This is a genomic window from Actinomadura barringtoniae (assembly GCF_017573505.1).
Taxonomy (GTDB): domain Bacteria; phylum Actinomycetota; class Actinomycetes; order Streptosporangiales; family Streptosporangiaceae; genus Spirillospora; species Spirillospora barringtoniae.
The window spans coordinates 360597-377630 of record NZ_JAGEOJ010000002.1 but is presented as its reverse complement, the minus strand read 5'-3'; the positions used below and the strand labels follow the sequence as shown (position 1 = coordinate 377630).

General features: G+C 72.0%; 15 protein-coding genes. 11 read left to right on the top strand and 4 right to left on the bottom strand.

Going from position 1 to position 17034, the window contains the following annotated elements; all coding sequences use genetic code 11:
* Positions 1 to 95: 95 nt before the first annotated feature.
* The 3 genes from hrcA to J4573_RS05610 all read left to right on the top strand — a co-directional run bounded on the left by hrcA (position 96) and on the right by J4573_RS05610 (position 3080).
* Positions 96 to 1109, top strand: coding sequence for a heat-inducible transcriptional repressor HrcA (gene hrcA / locus J4573_RS05620; protein WP_208254152.1), 1014 nt, complete (start codon positions 96 to 98; stop codon positions 1107 to 1109).
* The gene (dnaJ, locus tag J4573_RS05615; protein WP_208254151.1) at positions 1110 to 2243 is read left to right on the top strand and encodes a molecular chaperone DnaJ; all 1134 of its coding nucleotides are present in this window, start codon (positions 1110 to 1112) and stop codon (positions 2241 to 2243) included.
* 102 nt (positions 2244 to 2345) lie between these two features.
* Positions 2346 to 3080, top strand: a complete 735-nt coding sequence (locus J4573_RS05610; protein ID WP_208254150.1) for a 16S rRNA (uracil(1498)-N(3))-methyltransferase — start codon at positions 2346 to 2348, stop codon at positions 3078 to 3080.
* A gap of 77 nt (positions 3081 to 3157) precedes the next feature.
* On the opposite strand, the gene J4573_RS05605 is transcribed toward J4573_RS05610, so the two are convergent.
* Both J4573_RS05605 and J4573_RS05600 read right to left on the bottom strand, forming a co-directional pair.
* Entirely contained in the window at positions 3158 to 3853 is a 696-nt protein-coding gene (locus J4573_RS05605; RefSeq protein ID WP_208254149.1) for a hypothetical protein, read from the bottom strand.
* Complete coding sequence (locus tag J4573_RS05600; RefSeq protein ID WP_307796507.1) at positions 3850 to 4395, bottom strand: SigE family RNA polymerase sigma factor; 546 nt, start codon at positions 4393 to 4395, stop codon at positions 3850 to 3852. The genes J4573_RS05605 and J4573_RS05600 overlap by 4 nt, the downstream gene beginning before the upstream one ends.
* A gap of 353 nt (positions 4396 to 4748) precedes the next feature.
* Between J4573_RS05600 and J4573_RS05595 the strand changes: the two genes are divergently transcribed.
* From J4573_RS05595 to J4573_RS05575, 5 genes are all read left to right on the top strand, one after another.
* Positions 4749 to 5093, top strand: coding sequence for a histidine triad nucleotide-binding protein (locus J4573_RS05595; protein ID WP_208254148.1), 345 nt, complete (start codon positions 4749 to 4751; stop codon positions 5091 to 5093).
* A 198-nt stretch (positions 5094 to 5291) separates the two neighbouring features.
* Positions 5292 to 6347 (top strand): PhoH family protein, encoded by a 1056-nt coding sequence (locus J4573_RS05590; RefSeq protein ID WP_208254147.1) that lies wholly within the window; start codon positions 5292 to 5294, stop codon positions 6345 to 6347.
* Positions 6348 to 6827, top strand: coding sequence for an rRNA maturation RNase YbeY (gene ybeY, locus J4573_RS05585; RefSeq protein WP_208254146.1), 480 nt, complete (start codon positions 6348 to 6350; stop codon positions 6825 to 6827).
* Positions 6828 to 6915: 88 nt separating this feature from the next.
* Positions 6916 to 8220 carry a hemolysin family protein gene (locus J4573_RS05580; protein WP_208254145.1) on the top strand — a complete coding sequence of 435 codons (1305 nt, stop codon included), beginning with the start codon at positions 6916 to 6918 and terminating at the stop codon, positions 8218 to 8220.
* 52 nt (positions 8221 to 8272) lie between these two features.
* Positions 8273 to 9244, top strand: a complete 972-nt coding sequence (locus tag J4573_RS05575) for a hypothetical protein (RefSeq protein ID WP_208254144.1) — start codon at positions 8273 to 8275, stop codon at positions 9242 to 9244.
* A gap of 18 nt (positions 9245 to 9262) precedes the next feature.
* Here the strand turns inward: J4573_RS05575 and J4573_RS05570 are convergent, their stop codons facing one another.
* Entirely contained in the window at positions 9263 to 9598 is a 336-nt protein-coding gene (locus J4573_RS05570) for a cytidine deaminase-like protein (protein ID WP_208254143.1), read from the bottom strand.
* Positions 9599 to 9848: 250 nt separating this feature from the next.
* Between J4573_RS05570 and J4573_RS05565 the strand changes: the two genes are divergently transcribed.
* The 3 genes from J4573_RS05565 (at position 9849) to era (ending at position 16364) form a co-directional block, all read left to right on the top strand.
* Positions 9849 to 11975, top strand: a complete 2127-nt coding sequence (locus J4573_RS05565) for an MMPL family transporter (RefSeq protein ID WP_208254142.1) — start codon at positions 9849 to 9851, stop codon at positions 11973 to 11975.
* A 177-nt stretch (positions 11976 to 12152) separates the two neighbouring features.
* Entirely contained in the window at positions 12153 to 15434 is a 3282-nt protein-coding gene (locus J4573_RS05560; RefSeq protein WP_208254141.1) for an ATP-binding protein, read from the top strand.
* Between the two features lie 12 nt (positions 15435 to 15446).
* Positions 15447 to 16364: a GTPase Era gene (gene era, locus J4573_RS05555; protein ID WP_208254140.1), complete on the top strand. Its 918-nt coding sequence runs from the start codon at positions 15447 to 15449 to the stop codon at positions 16362 to 16364.
* Here the strand turns inward: era and J4573_RS05550 are convergent.
* Positions 16300 to 16980 (bottom strand): hypothetical protein, encoded by a 681-nt coding sequence (locus tag J4573_RS05550; RefSeq protein WP_208254139.1) that lies wholly within the window; start codon positions 16978 to 16980, stop codon positions 16300 to 16302. The two genes, era and J4573_RS05550, sit on opposite strands and share 65 nt — an antisense overlap.
* Positions 16981 to 17034 lie beyond the last annotated feature (54 nt).

Sequence of the window (17034 nt, the reverse complement as noted above, 5' to 3'; positions counted from 1 at the left end):
TCCAAGGCGTCCCCGCTGGGCCGTACACTTACTGGCACTCAGTTGTGCTGAGTGCCAGAGGAGCGCAAGCACGGGGGCGAAGGGGAGGTGATCACGTGCTCGACGACCGCAAGCTCGCGGTGCTGCGCGCCATCGTCGAGGACTACGTCTCCACCAACGAGCCCGTCGGTTCCAAGGCCTTGGTGGACCGCCACAACCTCGGCGTGTCCTCGGCGACGATCCGCAACGACATGGCCGTGCTCGAGGAGCAGGGCTACATCGCCCAGCCGCACACCAGCGCGGGCCGCATCCCGACCGACAAGGGCTACCGGCTGTTCGTCGACCGGCTGTCGGCGGTGAAGCCGCTGTCGGGGGCCGAGCGCCGCGCGATCGAGACCTTCCTGAACGGCGCCTACGACCTCGACGACGTGGTCGGCCGCACCGTGCGTCTCCTGGCCCAGCTGACCCGCCAGGTGGCGGTGGTGCAGTACCCCTCGCTCACCCGTTCCTCGGTACGCCACGTGGAGCTGGTCCCGGTGGCCTCCGGCAGGCTCCTGCTGGTACTGATCACCAACACCGGCCGGGTCGAGCAGCGGGTCATCGAGACCCAGAACGACCTCTCCGAGGAATCGATCGCCCACCTGCGGGCGTTGCTCAACACGTGCCTCGACGGGATCGGACTCGGCGAGGTGCCGGTCGCGGTGGCCGAACTGCCGCAGCAGGTCCCGGCGGACGACCGGCCGGTGGCGGCCTCGGTGCTGTCGGTCCTCCTCGAGACGCTCGTCGAGCGGCACGAGGAGAAGATCGTGTTCGCGGGGGCGGCCAACCTGGCCGCGGTCGACTTCTCGCCGAGCCTGCGCAATGTCCTGGAGGCACTGGAGGAGCAGGTGGTCCTGATGCGGCTGCTCGGCGAAACCGGTGATTCCTCTACCCTTACGGTGCGGATCGGCACCGAGAACCCCGACGAGGGGCTCCGGTCCACCTCCGTCGTCGCCGCCGACTACGGAGTCGGCGACCAGACCCTGGCCCGGCTTGGAGTGCTCGGGCCGACACGCATGGATTACCCCAGCACGATGGGAGCGGTACGGGCAGTGGCACGCTACGTGGGACAGATCCTGGCGGGGTCGTAAGTGGCCAACGACTACTACGCGACCCTCGGGGTTCGCCGCGACGCGAGCGCGGACGAGGTCAAGAAGGCCTACCGGCGCCTGGCGCGCGAACTCCACCCGGACGTCAACCCCGACCCGGAGACGCAGGAGAAGTTCAAGGAGATCACCCAGGCCTACGAGGTGCTCTCCGACCCCAAGAAGCGCGAGATGTACGACCTGGGCGCGGACCCGTTCGCGCCCGGCGGCGGCGCGGGGGCGGGCGGCTTCGGCGGTGCCGGGTTCCCCTTCAGCGACATCATGGACGCCTTCTTCGGCACCGCGACCTCCCGCGGGCCGCGCAGCCGCGCCCGGCGCGGCCGCAACGCCACGCTGCGCGTCGAGCTCGACCTGCAGGAGACGGCGTTCGGCACGACCCGCGAGCTGTCCATCGACACCGCGGTCGTCTGCACCAGCTGCACAGGCTCGGGCTGTGCCCCCGGCACTCACCCCGAGACGTGTGAGACCTGTCACGGCCGCGGCGAGGTGCAGCAGGTGCAGCGCTCGTTCCTCGGCCAGGTGATGACGGCGCGCCCGTGCCCGCAGTGCGGCGGGTTCGGCTCGGTGATCCGCACGCCGTGCCCGGAGTGCTCGGGCGACGGCCGGGTCCGTACGCGCCGTACGGTCAAGGTCAAGATCCCGGCGGGCGTGGAGAACGGCATCCACATCCAGCTGGCCGGCGAGGGCGAGGTCGGCCCCGGCGGCGGCCCGCCCGGCGACCTGTTCCTGGAGATCGTCGAGAAGCAGCACGCGATCTTCGCCCGCGAGGCCGACGACCTGCACTGCACGGTCGAGATCCCGATGACGGCCGCCGCCCTCGGCACCGGCGTCACGATCGAGACCCTGGACGGCGCCGAGGAGATCGACATCAAGCCGGGCACGCAGTCCGGCCAGGTCATCACCCTCTACGGCCGGGGCGTACGGCACCTCAACGAGAGCGGCCGCGGCGACCTCAACATCCACGTCAACGTGGAGACGCCCGGCAAGCTCGACGAGGAGCAGGAGGAGCTGCTGCGCACCCTGGCCAAGCTGCGCGGCGAGGAGCGTCCTCCCGGCAAGTTCGCCCCGGGCCAGCGCGGGGTGTTCTCGCGCCTGCGGGACGTGTTCAACCAGCACTGAAGAGAAGCGGTGCGGTCCTACCACCAGGGCCGTTACGGCGACGACCCCCCGCCGTGACCGGCAGCACGCCGGTCACGGCGGTCTCGTTTTCCGGGAGATCAGATGAGCCCGCCGGTGTTCCTGGCCGACCCCGACCTGCTGGCGGGCGGCGACCGCGTCGTGCTGGACGGCCCTGAGGGCCGCCATGCCGCTACCGTGCGGCGGCTGCGCCCCGGCGAGCGCGTCGACCTGACCGACGGGCAGGGCCTGATGGCCGGGTGCACCGTGATCACCGCCGACAAGTCCTCGCTCACGCTGGAGGTCCGGGAACGGCACGCCCATCCACGACCCGAGCCGCGCCTGGTGGTCGTTCAGGCGCTCCCGAAGGGCGACAGGGGCGAGTTGGCGGTCGAGACCATGACGGAGGTCGGGGTGGACGAGATCGTGCCCTGGGCGGCCTCTCGCTGCGTCACGCAGTGGAAGCCCGAACGCCGCGAGAAGTCGCTCGGCCGCTGGCGTTCGACCGCCCGGGAGGCCGCCAAGCAGGCCCGCCGGGCGTGGCTGCCGGAGGTCGCCGACCTCGCCACGACCGCCCGGGTGGCCGAACGGCTCGCCGCCGCCTCCAGCCCGTTGATCTTGCACGAGGAGGCGAGCGCGCCGCTCAGCGCGATCAAGCCGCCGCCGAACGGCGAGATCGTCATCGTGGTGGGGCCCGAGGGCGGGATCAGCGACGAGGAGATCGCCCGCTTCACCGAGGCGGGAGCCCAGGCCGTGCTGCTGGGCCCGACGGTCCTGCGGACCTCGACCGCCGGGGTCGCCGCGGCCTCGGTCCTGCTCGCCGCCACCGGCCGCTGGTAGGCCCCGTACGACAACGGCGACGCCCCCCGCCGGTCTCGGGACCGGCGGGGGGCGTCGCCGTGTGCGCAGAGGTGCCGTTACGGCGTGGTGGTGCCGGTGTCGCTCTTGGTCTCGGAGCTGGCCGAGGACGCCGCCGACGGGGTGACCGACGGGGTCGGGTCCGGGTTCTCGGTGGGCTTGTCCGTCGGCTTCTCCGACGTCGGCGGCGTGGTGGGCGGGGTGGTGCTCGTCGACGGCGACGGGCAGGGCGTGGCCGCGGTGCCCGGGACCGTCGCGCCCGGCGAGGGCGCGGTGGTGGTCTTGGACGGCGAGCCGCCGCCGTGCTTGGCGGGGGCGGGAGTGCAGGACGGCGACGGAGACGAGCTGATCGTGACCGGCGACTCCGACGAGGAGTTGGTGCCGCTCGGGCTGGCGCCGGGCGGCGACCCGGCCTGGGTGCCGCCGGGCCGGCCCTGCTCGCCCTCGGTGGAGCCGTCGCCGGGCTGGTGCCGCTGGTCGGCGGACGGGCCCTTGTTACCGGCCGGTGAGATCAGGTTGAACGTCTGCGGGGCGGAGACACCGACGCCGGCGATGGCGACGGCGGCACCGACGGCCAGGATGGGACGCGCCCAACCGGCGGTGAACCAGGCCCATCCGAAACGCCGTTGCCGGCGTTGCTCGATGCGGGCCCGGATCTGGTCCAGGCCGTCGACGGATGGGATGACCGTGTCCGCCTCCGCGTTCAGGGCGCGGCGCAGGATCTCGCCGTGCTCCTCGTGGGGATCGGTGGTCATGAGAACTGCTCCAACACATTGCGTAGCGCTGCCATGCCCCGGGCCGTGTGACTCTTCACGGCGCCGCGGCTGATCCCCATGGCGTGGGCGATCTCGGCTTCGGACAGGTCGGCGTAGTACCGGAGCACGAGCGCTTCGCGCTGCCGGTTGGGGAGCTTGTGCAGCGCCTTGACCACCGCCGAGCGTTCGAGCTCGCCGATGGCCCCGGCCTCCGCGCTGGGCGCGTCCGGAAGCCCCTTGGGGGCGTACTTCTCCACCACAGCGCGGTGTCGCAGCACCGACCGTGACCTGTTGACCACCGACTGGCGCAGGTAGGACAGGGCCTTGTCCGGGTCGCGCAGACGCCGCCATCCGCCATGCATGGCGACGAACGCGTCCTGGACGACCTCTTCGGCCGTGCCCGCGTCGCGCACCAGCATGGCCGCAAGGCGTACGAGCGAGCGATAGTTGGCGCTGTAGAGGGCTGTCACCGCCTGGTCGGCATCCCAGGCGACGGCCACGGCCCCGGCAACAGTGCCCCTGGCCACGAGGGTCTCGGTCACGTCAGTAGGACGCGCACCCTCATCGTCGGGTTTACGAAAGGGCATGTTCTGTCTTGCCTCAGTCACCTATCCGCCGCCTTTGCCGTCCCCCGGCCACCCTTTCGGATGGTCGCCTCGGTACGGCGTGGATGGGCGAACCCGCTCCGGTGAAGCAACAGGGCGCAAGTGCTTCAGGCCCGGGGGGAACGCCTGAGTTGCAACCTTAACGAGAGAACGGCGGAAATGCCGCCGAACCCTCGCAGGTTGATCAGCGAACCTTACCTGGCGAGGGGTGGTGCAATCTACGTCACCACTGGGCATCGATAGGATTCGCGGGTCCGCCGGTGGAGGGGAACGGGAGGGGAACGAGACAGATGACGGACTGCCTGTTCTGCAAGATCGTTTCAGGGGAAGTGCCCGCGAAGGTCGTCCGGGAGACCGACAGGACGCTCGCGTTCCGCGACATCAATCCGCAGGCCCCGACGCATGTGCTGGTCATTCCGAAGGACCACCACCCGAACGTGGGCGAGCTGGCGGCGGCCGACGCCGATCTTCTGGCGGCCGTTCTCCGGGAGGCCCACGCGGTCGCGGAGGGCGACGGGGTCGCCGACAGCGGCTACCGGGTCGTGTTCAACACCGGCTCCGGCGCGGGCCAGACGGTCTTCCACGTGCACGCCCATGTTCTGGGCGGACGTGGCCTCAACTGGCCGCCCGGATAGGGGCCGTACCGTGCTCGGGTGGCACGGTTCCGCACACGTAATGAACGCGCCGTCCGGCCGGGGCGGCCGGTTCGCGCGCGCTCACGCGAATAAATGGGGCCGCGGGATGTCACCGGTCCCCAGTATCATGGAATCAGTCAGACGCTGGACAACCGGAGCAGACAGAAGGCAGGTCGGAGAGGCCGCAAGGCCCGGCTGATGGTCGAATCAACTGAACGGGGACAGGGCGCCCGGACCACCTCGCCCTCCCAGGTCAAGATCGTGGTGCCCGACGACCATTCGATGGTGAGCCTGCTGGGCTCCCGGGATGAGTTGCTCCACGTCATCGAACGCGCCTTCCACAGCGACATCCACGTCCGCGGCAACGAGATCACCGTGACCGGCGCCGAGGCCGAGACCGAGCTGGTGTCCCGCCTCTTCGCCGAGCTGATCGACCTGCTGAAGGGCGGCACCCAGCTCACCCCGGACGCGGTGGAGCGCAGCCTGGCGATGCTTCGCACCGACACCAAGGAGCGCCCGGCCGAGGTGCTCACCCTCGACGTGCTGTCGAGCCGGGGCCGCACGATCCGCCCCAAGACCCTCAACCAGAAGCGCTACGTCGACGCGATCGACAAGCACACGGTCGTGTTCGGGATCGGCCCCGCCGGCACCGGCAAGACCTACCTGGCCATGGCCAAGGCCGTGAAGGCGCTCCAGGACAAGAAGGTCAACCGGATCATCCTCACCCGGCCCGCGGTCGAGGCGGGGGAGCGGCTGGGCTTCCTGCCCGGCACCCTCTACGAGAAGATCGACCCCTACCTGCGGCCGCTCTACGACGCGCTGCACGACATGGTCGACCCCGACTCGATCCCGCGCCTGATGGCCGCCGGCACGATCGAGGTCGCGCCGCTGGCCTACATGCGCGGCCGCACGCTGAACGACTCGTTCATCATCCTGGACGAGGCGCAGAACACCTCCCCGGAACAGATGAAGATGTTCCTCACCCGCCTGGGCTTCGGCTCCAAGGTCGTGGTGACCGGCGACGTGACCCAGGTCGACCTGCCGAACGGGCAGGACAGCGGGCTGCGCGTGGTCCAGGGCATCCTGGAGGGCATCGACGACATCCACTTCTGCAGGCTGAACAGCCACGACGTCGTCCGCCACAAGCTGGTGACCGACATCGTGGACGCCTACAGCCGCTATGACGAGTCGCGGGTGTCGGAGATCAAGCAGGGGGCGGCGGGGCGTGGCTCGTCCCGCAAACGGGGGCGTTAGATGAGCATCGAGGTGTTGAACGAGTCGGGCGTGCCGGTCGGCGAGAAGGACCTGGTCGACCTCGCCCGGCACGTCCTGGACGGCATGCGCGTGCATCCGCTGGCCGAGCTGTCGCTGCTGCTGGTGGACGAGCCGGCGATGAGCGAGCTCCACGAGAAGTGGATGGGCGAGCCCGGGCCGACCGACGTGCTGGCCTTCCCGATGGACGAGCTGCGCCCCGGCCAGCCCGGCTCGGGCGGCGGCGCCGACGACGAGGAGTCCGATCCGGCGCTGCTCGGCGACGTGGTGCTGTGTCCCGCAGTCGCCGAACGCCAGGGCGCCAAGGCGGGCCACTCGACGCAGGACGAGCTGGAGCTGCTGTGCACGCACGGCATCCTGCACCTGCTCGGCTACGACCACGCCGAGCCCGAGGAGCACAAGGAGATGTTCGGTCTCCAGGCCGAGCTGCTCGCCTCCTGGCAGGAGAAGCGCAAGCCATGATCTCTCTTCCCTTAAAGGGGACTGGAGAATGTGAGCCGGGCCGAGCTCGTCCGTTGACAGGCGTCCGGGCGGGGGCTGGAGGACGGTGGTGAGCACGCAGCAGATCTGGCTGCTCGCCCTGGCGGCGGGCCTGGTCGTTCTGGCGGGGCTGCTCGCGGGCGCCGAGGCGGCGCTGGCGCGGGTGTCGCGCGTGCGGGTCGAGGAACTGGTCCGGGAGAGGCGGCGCGGGGCGCCGCGGCTGGCCGAGGTGGTCGCCGACCCGGCCCGCTACCTCAACATGATCCTGCTGCTGCGGATCAGCTGCGAGCTGGCGGCGACCGTGATCGTGGCGGACCTGTGCATCGCCTGGCTGGACGAGACGTGGGGCGCCTACGTCACGGCCGCGGTGATCATGATCGTGGTCAGCTACGTCGTGGTCGGGGTCGGGCCGCGCACGCTGGGGCTGCAGCACGCCGACCGGATCGCGCTGGCCGGCGCGGCGATCATGGCCCCGGTGACCCGGGTGTTCGGGCCGCTGCCCAAGCTGCTGATCCTGCTGGGGAACGCGCTGACGCCGGGCAAGGGGTTCCGCGAGGGCCCGTTCGCCTCCGAGGCCGAGCTCAGGGACCTGGTCGACCTGGCCGAGCAGCGCAGCATGATCGAGCCGGACGAGCGGGAGATGATCCACTCGGTCTTCGAGCTCGGCGACACCATCGTCCGCGAGGTCATGGTGCCGCGCACCGACATCGTGTTCATCGAACGCGGCAAGACGCTGCGCCAGGCCATGTCGCTGGCGCTGCGCAGCGGGTTCTCGCGGATCCCGGTGGTCGGCGAGAACGAGGACGACGTCGTCGGCATCGCCTACCTGAAGGACATCGTCCGGCGCAGCCACGAGAACCGCGAGGTCGAGACGGTCGAGCGGGTCGAGTCGGTGATGCGCCCGGCCACCTACGTTCCCGACAGCAAGCCGATCGACGAGCTGCTGCGCGAGATGCAGGCGCGGCAGATCCACGTGGCCATCGTGATCGACGAGTACGGCGGCACCGCCGGGCTGGTCACCATCGAGGACATCCTCGAGGAGATCGTGGGCGAGATCGCCGACGAGTACGACGTCGAGGCGCCCCGGGTGGAGTGGCTGGACGACGACACCGCCCGCGTCACCGCGCGGCTGCCGGTCGAGGACCTCGCCGAGCTGTTCGGGCGCGAGATCGAGGTCGAGGAGGTCGAGACCGTGGGCGGCCTGCTGGCGCACGCGCTCGGCCGCGTCCCGATCGAGTCGTCCACCGCCGAGGTGGCGGGGCTGGCGCTGACGGCCGAGGGCATCGCCGGGCGCCGCAACCGGATCGGATCGGTGCTGGTCAGGAGGGTTCCCCAGCCCTCGAAGGAGCGGCCGGAGGTCAGCGACCAGGTGTAGTCGGTGACCCTTTGGGAACGATCATGTGCGCTGAGGGATTCGGGGGGATCTCATGTCGCGCATCGTTCGGGGGACCCTGCTCGCGACCGCCGCCACCACACTGTCCGTGGTGGTCGCCGGCTGCGGGCAGGAAGGGCCTCCACCGGCCGCCGTCAAGCCGGCGGCCAGCATGGCCGCCGCAGTGCTGTCGGACCGTGATCTGCCCGCGGGCTACGCGCCCGCGGAGAACCAGCGGGTCTTCCAGGGGCTGCGTCCGGCCGACCCGGACTGCGCCCGGCTGCTGGAGCTGGCCGACGCGGACGAGTCCAAGGATCTCGACGGCGCGGGCGACGCGCCGCAGGCGCACGCGGTGTTCTACCGCGCCCAGCCGGTCTCCAGCCTCGCCCAGCACGTGTTCCACCTGCCGCCCGGCATGGCCGCGCAGCGCATCGCCCAGGCCCGTACGGCCGCCGCGAAGTGCCCGCGGATGATGGTCGCCGCGGACGGCCCGGGGGCCGACAGCGACGGCGACGGCGGCGCGAGCGACGACGACGATCAGTCCGGCGATGATCAGTCCGCCGACGCGAGCGGTGACGGCGGCGTGAGCGCCGACCAGCTCAGCGCCGACGACCAGGACGAGAACGGCGGCCACCACAAGCGCCGCCACCGCCACAAGCACGACGAGGCCGCGCCGCCCGCCAGGCCCGCAGGAGAGCTGCGGATGCGCCGCGCGGGCGTGCTCCGGCCGAAGGCCCTGAAGGGCGCGCTGGCGATCCGCTACGCCGACCAGCGCGACGGCATCGGCATCGACGTGATCATGGCGGCGGTCGGCGACGACCTGCTCGTGGTCGACGCGCCTGGCGCGTTCGACTCACCGGCCGGGGCCGGGGTCGCCGAGGGCGTGGCCGCCAAGGCGCTCACCAAGCTGCGCGCCGTGCACGCCGGGAAGCTCACCCTGGACGACACCAAGGCTCCCGTGCCCGTGCACCGTGCCCACAAGCACAAGAAGCACCATCGCCACCACCAGGGCGACGACCAGGAGTGACCGGCTGGGAGTGACCGGCTAGGCGACGGTCGTGCGCAGGGCCCCGTCGGGGCCCGCGACCAGCACCGGGGCCTTGGACCCGACGTCGCGGACGGCGGCCACGTCGGACTCGCGGGCGGTCTCGTCCGCGGTGACCAGGGCCGCCGCCTCCAGGTCCTCGGCGCCGCTGGACACCGCCATCGCGACCGCGACCTGCAGCGCGGTCAGCTTCAGCGACGGCAGATCGACGCTCGTCGCCGAGTAGGTCCGGCCGGTCTCGTCCCGTACCGCCGCACCCTCGGCCGCGCCCGTACGGGCGCGCGCCGCCCTGGCCAACGTGATGATCTTCGCGTCCTCGGCGTTCAGCTCGCTCACGGCCCCAAGCCTAGGGCGTGTTCGCAAGCGATCAGCCACCGCGCGAGCGCGTCCGAAGGTCTAGCCGAGGAACGAGGCTAGATCGCGAAGCGATGCAGCGCTCGCCGAAAGCTCGGTTAGGCCGAGCCGCCAGGCGAGGCCGTAGGCCGGGCTTTCAATAAGCACAGCGCAAGTCGGCGGCAAGTGGGCGCCAAGAGCCCCGGGGCACGCTCGGAACCTCTACTGGACGTGACGCTGGTTGGGGTTATCGATGTCTCGTTTGCTCTATCGCCTGGGCAGCGCCTCCGCGCGGCGGCCCTGGCGGGTCATCTCGGTCTGGGTCCTCGTCGTCGGGGTCGTGGCCGGGATCTCCTTCGTCGCCGGGGGATCCCTGCACGACAACTACCGGCTGAAGGGGACCGGGTCCCAGGAGGCCACCGATCTGCTGAAGGAACGCTTCCCGGCGCTGTCGGGGGCCGACGGGCGCGTGGTGATCCACAGCGACGCGGGCAAGGTCGATCAGGCCAAGGTCCAGGCGGCGGGCGCGAACATGCGGAAGCTGCCGCACGTGAGCGAGGTCGACGCCGTACCGCCGAGCGCGGACGGCAGGACGACGATGCTCACGGTCCGCTACGACGTCCCGGTCACCGAGCTGACGCCGAGCACGACGCTGGATCATCTGAAGGACGCCTCCACGGATCTCAAGGCGGCCGGCTACAAGGTGGAGTTCGGCGGGCAGGTGCCCGAGAACGTCACCGCGCCCGGGGGCGTGGCCGAGTCGGTCGGGATCGTGGCGGCGCTGGTGATCCTCTTCCTGGCGTTCGGGTCGATCGTGGCGGCGGGGCTGCCGCTGGCGGTCGCGCTCGCCGGGCTCGGCGCCGGGGTCTCGGGGATCACGATCCTGGCGGCGTTCACCGACGTGGCCAACACCGCGCCGACCCTGGCCGTCATGGTGGGCCTCGGCGTCGGCATCGACTACGCGCTCTTCATCCTCACCCGGCATCGCGAGGGCCTGGCGCAGGGGCTCGACGTGCCCGAGTCGGTCGGACGGGCGACCGCGACCGCCGGCCAGTCGGTGATCTTCGCGGGGTTCACCGTGCTGCTGGCGCTGTGCGGCCTGGTGCTCTCGCGCATCCCGGTCTTCATCACGATGGGCTTCGCCACCGGCCTGGTGGTCGCCGCGACCGTGGCGAGCGCGGTGACCCTGCTGCCCGCCGTCCTCGGCCTCGCCGGGCGCCGCGTGCTGCGCAAGCGCGACCGCGCGCCCGGCGCGGTGATCCATGCCGACTCCCCGCGGGTGCGCAAGTGGGCGGACAACGTCGCGCGGCGCCCCTGGGCCTGGCTGCTGACCGCGCTGATCCTGATGCTGACGCTGGCCGCCCCCGCGATCGGCATGCGGACCTGGCCGAGCGACGCCAGCAGCGAGCCGACCTCCAACACCGTCCGGCGCGCGTACGACCTGATCGACTCCGCGTACGGGCCGGGCGCCAACGCGCCGCTGATCATCGCCGCCGACCTGAAGAAGGTCTCCCCGGACGCGCTGCCCTCGGTCGGCGCCAAGCTCGCCAAGACCGACGGCGTCGCGGCGGTCATGCCGCCTCAGTACGCCCCGGACCGCAGCGCCGCGGTCATCGTGGTGACGCCGAAGTTCGGCCCGCAGGACGAGAAGGTGACCGACCTGGTCAACCGGATCAGAGCGGACGCACTGCCCGACGGGGCCGAGGTCACCGGCTACACGGCGGCCTACGTGGACCTCTCCCGCGTGCTCGGTGAACGGCTCTGGCCGGTGATCGGCGTCGTGGTGGCCACCTCGTTCGTCATGCTGATGATCGTCTTCAGGTCGCTGCTCGCGCCGCTCAAGGCCGCCGCGATGAACCTGCTGTCGATCGGCGCCGCGTACGGCGTGCTCACCGCGATCTTCCAGTGGGGGTGGGGCGCCGAGCTGCTCGGGTTGCCGCACAGCGTGCCGGTGTCCAGCTTCATCCTGCTGCTGATGTTCGCGGTGCTGTTCGGCGTCTCGATGGACTACGAGGTGTTCCTGCTCTCGCGGGTCAGAGAGGAGTGGCTGCGCACCGGCGACGCGCGCGGCTCGGTCACCACGGGCCTGGGCGCGACCGGCCGGGTGATCTCCAGCGCGGCACTGATCATGGTCGCGGTGTTCCTCGGGTTCGCGCTGGACCCGGGCCTGGTGATCAAGCAGATGGGCGTGGGCCTGGCGGTCGCGGTCGCGCTGGACGCCACGCTGGTACGGCTCGTACTGGTACCCGCCACGATGTCGCTGCTGGGCAAGGCCAACTGGTGGCTGCCGGGCTGGCTCGACCGGATGCTGCCCAAGATCGACATGCACGGCGGCGACCCCACCCACCAGAGCGCCGACAAGCAGCTCACCAACGCCTGACCCCTCCCAACTCGCCGATCTTGCTCTCAGCGCCCTTTCCCGGGGGCGAATAGGGCGCTGAGAGCAAGATCGGCGTGGTTCTGCGGCACGCCCACCCGGCGCGGCACCTCGGCCGAGGCGGTTTAGGCTGGTCGCATTGTGGCGGATGTACGGGTTCTGGGGCCGTTCGAAGCCTCAGTGAACGGGGAGACGGCCGATCTCGGCGGGCCGCGCCAGCGCTCGGTGCTGGCCAGGCTCGTGGTCGCCCGTGGCCAGATGGTGCCCGCCGAACGTCTCGTCGACGATCTCTGGGTGGGGGAGGCGCCGCCGCGCGCGTCCGCCGGGCTCCAGTCGTTCGTCTCCCACCTGCGCCGCGCCCTCGAGCCCGGCCGCCCGCCCCGTACGCCCGCCCAGGTCCTGGTGACGGCCCCGCCCGGCTATGCGCTGCGTCTTCCGGCCGAGCACGTGGACGTGTGGCGGTTCGACGCAGCCGTCGACGAGGCCGGAGAGCTGCTCCAGGCGGGTGATCTCCAGGCCGCCCGCAGCCGCGCCGAACGGGCGCTGACCGAATGGCGCGGCCCCGCGTACGCCGAGTTCACCGAGCTGTCCTGGGCCGCCACCGAGGCGTCCCGCCTTGAGGAACGCCTCCGGATCGCCCTCGAACGCCGCGCGGAGGCCATGCTGGGCCTCGGAGCCGCCGCCGAGGCGGTGCCCGACCTGGAATCCCACGTGGCGGCCAATCCGCTCCGCGAGGACGCCTGGCGCCTGCTGGCCCTGGCCCTCTACCGGACGGGCCGCCAGGGCGACGCCCTGGGCGCGCTCCGCCGGGCCCGCCAGGCGCTCGCCGACGAACTGGGCGTCGATCCAGGCCCCGCGCTCCGGCGCGTGGAAGCCGACATCCTCGCTCAGGCACCGGTTCTCGAACCCACCAGAGCCCCAGCGCCCGCCGCCACGGCACCGAGGCAACAGCCGCCACCGCTGTTCGTCGGCCGCCTGGACGAGGCGGCACGCCTCCAAGCCGCCGCACGGGACGCCGCGGAGGGCCGATCCGGGCTGGTCCTGGTCAGCGGCGACGCGGGCATGGGCAAGACCGCTCTGATCGAGCAGCTCACCGCGGACCTGTCCGGCGACGGCTGGACCTGCGCCTGGGGGAGGGCCCCGGAGACCGGCGGCGCCCCCGCCGCCTGGCCCTGGACCGAACTGCTGAACGAGCTGACGGCCGCCGCGCCGCCCCAAGGCGATCTCGGTGAGCGCCTGCGGCCCCTCCTCGACGACGCGACCGCCGCCGACGGCGGGTCGTCCGACATGCTCACCGGCCGGTTCCGCCTCCACCTGGCCGTCGCCGACTACCTCGGAGGCCTCGCCGACCGGGCCCCGCTCCTGATCGTCCTGGACGATCTCCACTGGGCCGACGAGGGGACGCTGGCGCTCCTCAGCCAGCTCCCGGCCCGCCTGCGCGACCATCGCGTCCTGATCGTCGGGACGTTCCGTACGACCGAGACCGGCGGGCCGCTCGCGGCCGCGCTGGCCGTGCTCGCCCGCCTGGAGCCGCTGCGCCTGGAGCTGGACGGCCTGGCCGGGGCCGAGGTGGCCGAGCTGGTCCGGGCGTTCTGCTCGGCCGAGGTCGGCGCCGTCGAGCTCGCCGCGATCGCCGAACGGACCGGCGGCAACCCGTTCTTCACCCGCGAGACCGCCCGCCTCCTGGACGCCGAGGGAGCGGGCGCGGCCACCCGGAGCGTGCCCACGGGCGTCGGCGACGTGCTGCGCCGCCGGGTCGGCGTGCTGCCCGTCCCGGCCCAGTCCGTGCTGCGCAACGCCGCCGTCGCCGGCCGCGACGTCGATCTGGGCGTCCTCACCGACGTGTCCGGCGGCGACGAGGACGCGGTGATCGACGCCGTGGAGGCCGGGCTCGCCGCGGGCCTGGTCACCGAGCCCGGGCCGGGACGGGTGCGGTTCGCGCACGCGCTGGTCCGCGACACCCTCTACGACGGGCTCTCCCAGATGCGCCGCACGCGCGTGCACGGCAGGGTCGCGGCCGCCCTGGAGAAGCGCCGCCCGGACGAGTCCGCCGCGATCGCCCACCACCTGCTGGAGGCGGGCGACGACCCGGCCAAGGCTGTCCACTACGCGCGGCTCGCCGCCGAGGCCGCCGAGGCCCGCTACGCCTTCCAGGCCGCCGCCGACCTCTGGGAACGCGCCGCCGAGATCGCCGGGCCGGTCGACCGGCTGGAGCTGGACATCGCCGCGATCCGCGCCCTGGCGCTGTCCGGCCACGTCGTCGCGGCCCGCGAGCGGCGCCGCGACACCATCGCCGCGGCCGCCGCGACCGGCGATCCGCGGCTCCTCGGCCGCAGCATCGTCTGCTTCGATGTGCCGACGCTGTGGACCTCACGCGAGTACGGCACGGTCGATCCCCAGGTCATCGCCGCCGTCGACGAGGCCCTGGCCGGGCTGGACGGGTACGACGAGCGCGACGAGGACCTGCGCGTACGGCTGCTGAACAGCCTCGCCATCGAGCTGGAGGGCGAGCCCGGCGAACGCCCCCTCGAAACGGCCCGCGAGGCGGTCCGGGCGGCGCGGGCCCTGGGCGTCCCCGAGCTGCTGGCCGTCGCGCTCAACGGGCTCTACCTGAACAGCTACCGGACCGCGGGCGACCGGTACGAACGGCGCCGCACCGCCGCTGAGCTGCTCGACCTGGCCACCGCCCACGACCTGGACACCTACCGCGTGCTGGCCCATTTCCAGCTGCAGTTCTCTTCGCTGGCCTGCCTGGACCACGAGGCGGCGCGCCGCCACAAGGAGATCGGGCTCCGGCTCGCCGAACAGCACGGCCTGCCCCTGCTCGGGATGATCGCGGGCTGGTTCGGCGCCCTCTCGCACGTGTACGGGGCGCGCCTGGACGAGGCCGCGCAGGCCTACGAGGAGGTCAGCACGGCGATCGGCCGTACCGGCATCTGGAGCAACGAGCGCGGCATGGAACTGGTCGGCATCTACAGCATCCGCCTCGCGCAGGGCCGGCTCGGCGAGCTCCTCGACGAGGCCGAGTGGCTGTGGCGGCGCTGGCCGCACGTCAGCGCCACCGCCGACCTCTACGCCCTGACCCTGGCCGCGGTGGGGCGGGACGACGAGGCCCGCCGGATCGTCACGGGCCTCGGCCCGGTCCGGCGCGACTACTTCTTCGACCTGGTCATGGCGTTCCGCGGCCTGCGCGCGCTCGCGCTGAACGACCGGGTCACCGCGGCCGAGGTGTACGAGGCGCTGCTGCCGTACGAGGACCACGTCACCGGCGGGGCCTGCGCCGTCGCCTCGATCGGCCCGGTCGGCCAGATCCTCGGCGACCTGGCGGTCTTCCTCGACCGTCCGGTGGCCGCCGCCGGGCACTATCGGCAGGCCGCCGCCGTGGCCGAGCGCATCGGCGCCGTTCACTGGGCCGGCACGGCACGCGAGTCCCTGGACGGACTCGGCACCCCGGCCGCGTGAGATCCTGGTCGGGTGACTGCCGAGACTAGTGCCGAGGGCTTCCGATCGGGCTTCGCCTGCTTCGTCGGGCGGCCGAACGTGGGCAAGTCGACCCTGATGAACGCCCTGGTCGGCACCAAGGTGGCGATCACCAGCAACCGGCCGCAGACCACCCGGCGGGCGATCCGCGGCATCGTGCACCGGCCCGACGCCCAGCTGATCGTCGTGGACACCCCCGGCCTGCACAAGCCGCGCACCCTGCTCGGCGAGCGGCTGGACAGCCTGGTCCGCTCCACCCTGACCGAGGTGGACGCGATCGGGTTCTGCGTGCCCGCCGACGAGAAGATCGGCCCCGGCGACAAGTACATCGCCCGCGAGCTGGCCGGGATCAAGAAGACCCCGATCGTGGCGATCGTGACCAAGACCGACCTGGTCCCGCCCGAACGCGTCGCCGAGCAGCTGCTGGCGGTGGGGGAGCTGGGCGAGTTCGCCGACATCGTGCCGTGCTCGGCCGCGGGTGACTTCCAGGTCGGGACGGTGGCGGACGTGCTGATCTCGCACCTGCCCGAGGGCTATCCGCTCTACCCCGAGGGCGACCTCACCGACGAGCCCGAGCAGATCCTGATCGCCGAGCTGATCCGCGAGGCGTCCTTGGAGGGCGTGCGGGACGAGCTGCCGCACTCGATCGCCGTCGTGGTGGACGAGATGGGCCCGCGCGAGGGCCGCGACGACATGATCAACATCTATGCGCACCTGTTCGTCGAGCGGCCCAGCCAGAAGGGCATCGTGATCGGCCACAAGGGCGAGCGGCTGCGCGAGGTCGGCACCCGGGCGCGCAAGCAGATCGAGGCCCTGCTCGGCACCAAGGTCTTCCTGGACCTGCGGATCAAGGTGCTGAAGGACTGGCAGCGCGATCCGAAGCAGCTGCGCCGCCTGGGCTTCTTCGACTGACCAGCGGGCCGACCAGCCCGAGGCCGAGCACCAGCAGCGCGGTGCCCAGCGCGACGTACCAGCCGTAGGCGGGGGAGATGTCGAACGGCATCAGCCGCTGGTCGTTCATCTCGTCCCGGGCGTCGCCGAGCCGCATCAGGAAGATCCCGCAGCTGAGCAGCGCCAGCGCGCCGGGGATCGCGGTGAGCGCGGTGACCCGGGAGTCGCGGGCGACCAGCCCCCAGAAGGCCATCGCCATCGCGGCGAGCGCGAGCAGCGGGACGACCACGACCATGGTGTCCACCTCGATGCCCGCCGCGTCGCCGAGATCCTGGACCACCGTCTGGTCGAACGCGTCGACCGTCACCTGGGCGCTGACCCACGGCAGGAACGCCGACACGAGCAAGCCCGCCGCCGAAACGATCATCGCGAGGTTCCACCAGATCCCCGGGCGGCGCCGTCCGGGCCGCCGCTCACGGGCCTCGCGGCCCTCGCCGTCCTCGGCGGAATCGGCCGTGACCTCGTCGTCGGCCTCGATGGCGGGCGCGGCGGAGGCTCCTCCGGCGTCTTCCTCGGGCGGTAGGAAATCCGGTCGCGGGCGCGAGGACGGCCTGTTCGAGCCCAGGTCACTGCTCATGAACACAGCGTAAGGGGCGGGACCGGCTTGACCGGGTCGGCCACGTCGGGTGCC

Coding starts and splice junctions, on each gene's coding strand:
- J4573_RS05595 (WP_208254148.1), top strand. CDS start 4,749: ATGACGGACTGCCTGTTCTGCAAGATCGTTTCAGGGGAAGTGCCCGCG.
- J4573_RS05550 (WP_208254139.1), bottom strand. CDS start 16,980: ATGAGCAGTGACCTGGGCTCGAACAGGCCGTCCTCGCGCCCGCGACCG.
- J4573_RS05565 (WP_208254142.1), top strand. CDS start 9,849: ATGTCTCGTTTGCTCTATCGCCTGGGCAGCGCCTCCGCGCGGCGGCCC.
- J4573_RS05605 (WP_208254149.1), bottom strand. CDS start 3,853: ATGACCACCGATCCCCACGAGGAGCACGGCGAGATCCTGCGCCGCGCC.
- J4573_RS05590 (WP_208254147.1), top strand. CDS start 5,292: ATGGTCGAATCAACTGAACGGGGACAGGGCGCCCGGACCACCTCGCCC.
- ybeY (WP_208254146.1), top strand. CDS start 6,348: ATGAGCATCGAGGTGTTGAACGAGTCGGGCGTGCCGGTCGGCGAGAAG.
- J4573_RS05610 (WP_208254150.1), top strand. CDS start 2,346: ATGAGCCCGCCGGTGTTCCTGGCCGACCCCGACCTGCTGGCGGGCGGC.
- J4573_RS05575 (WP_208254144.1), top strand. CDS start 8,273: ATGTCGCGCATCGTTCGGGGGACCCTGCTCGCGACCGCCGCCACCACA.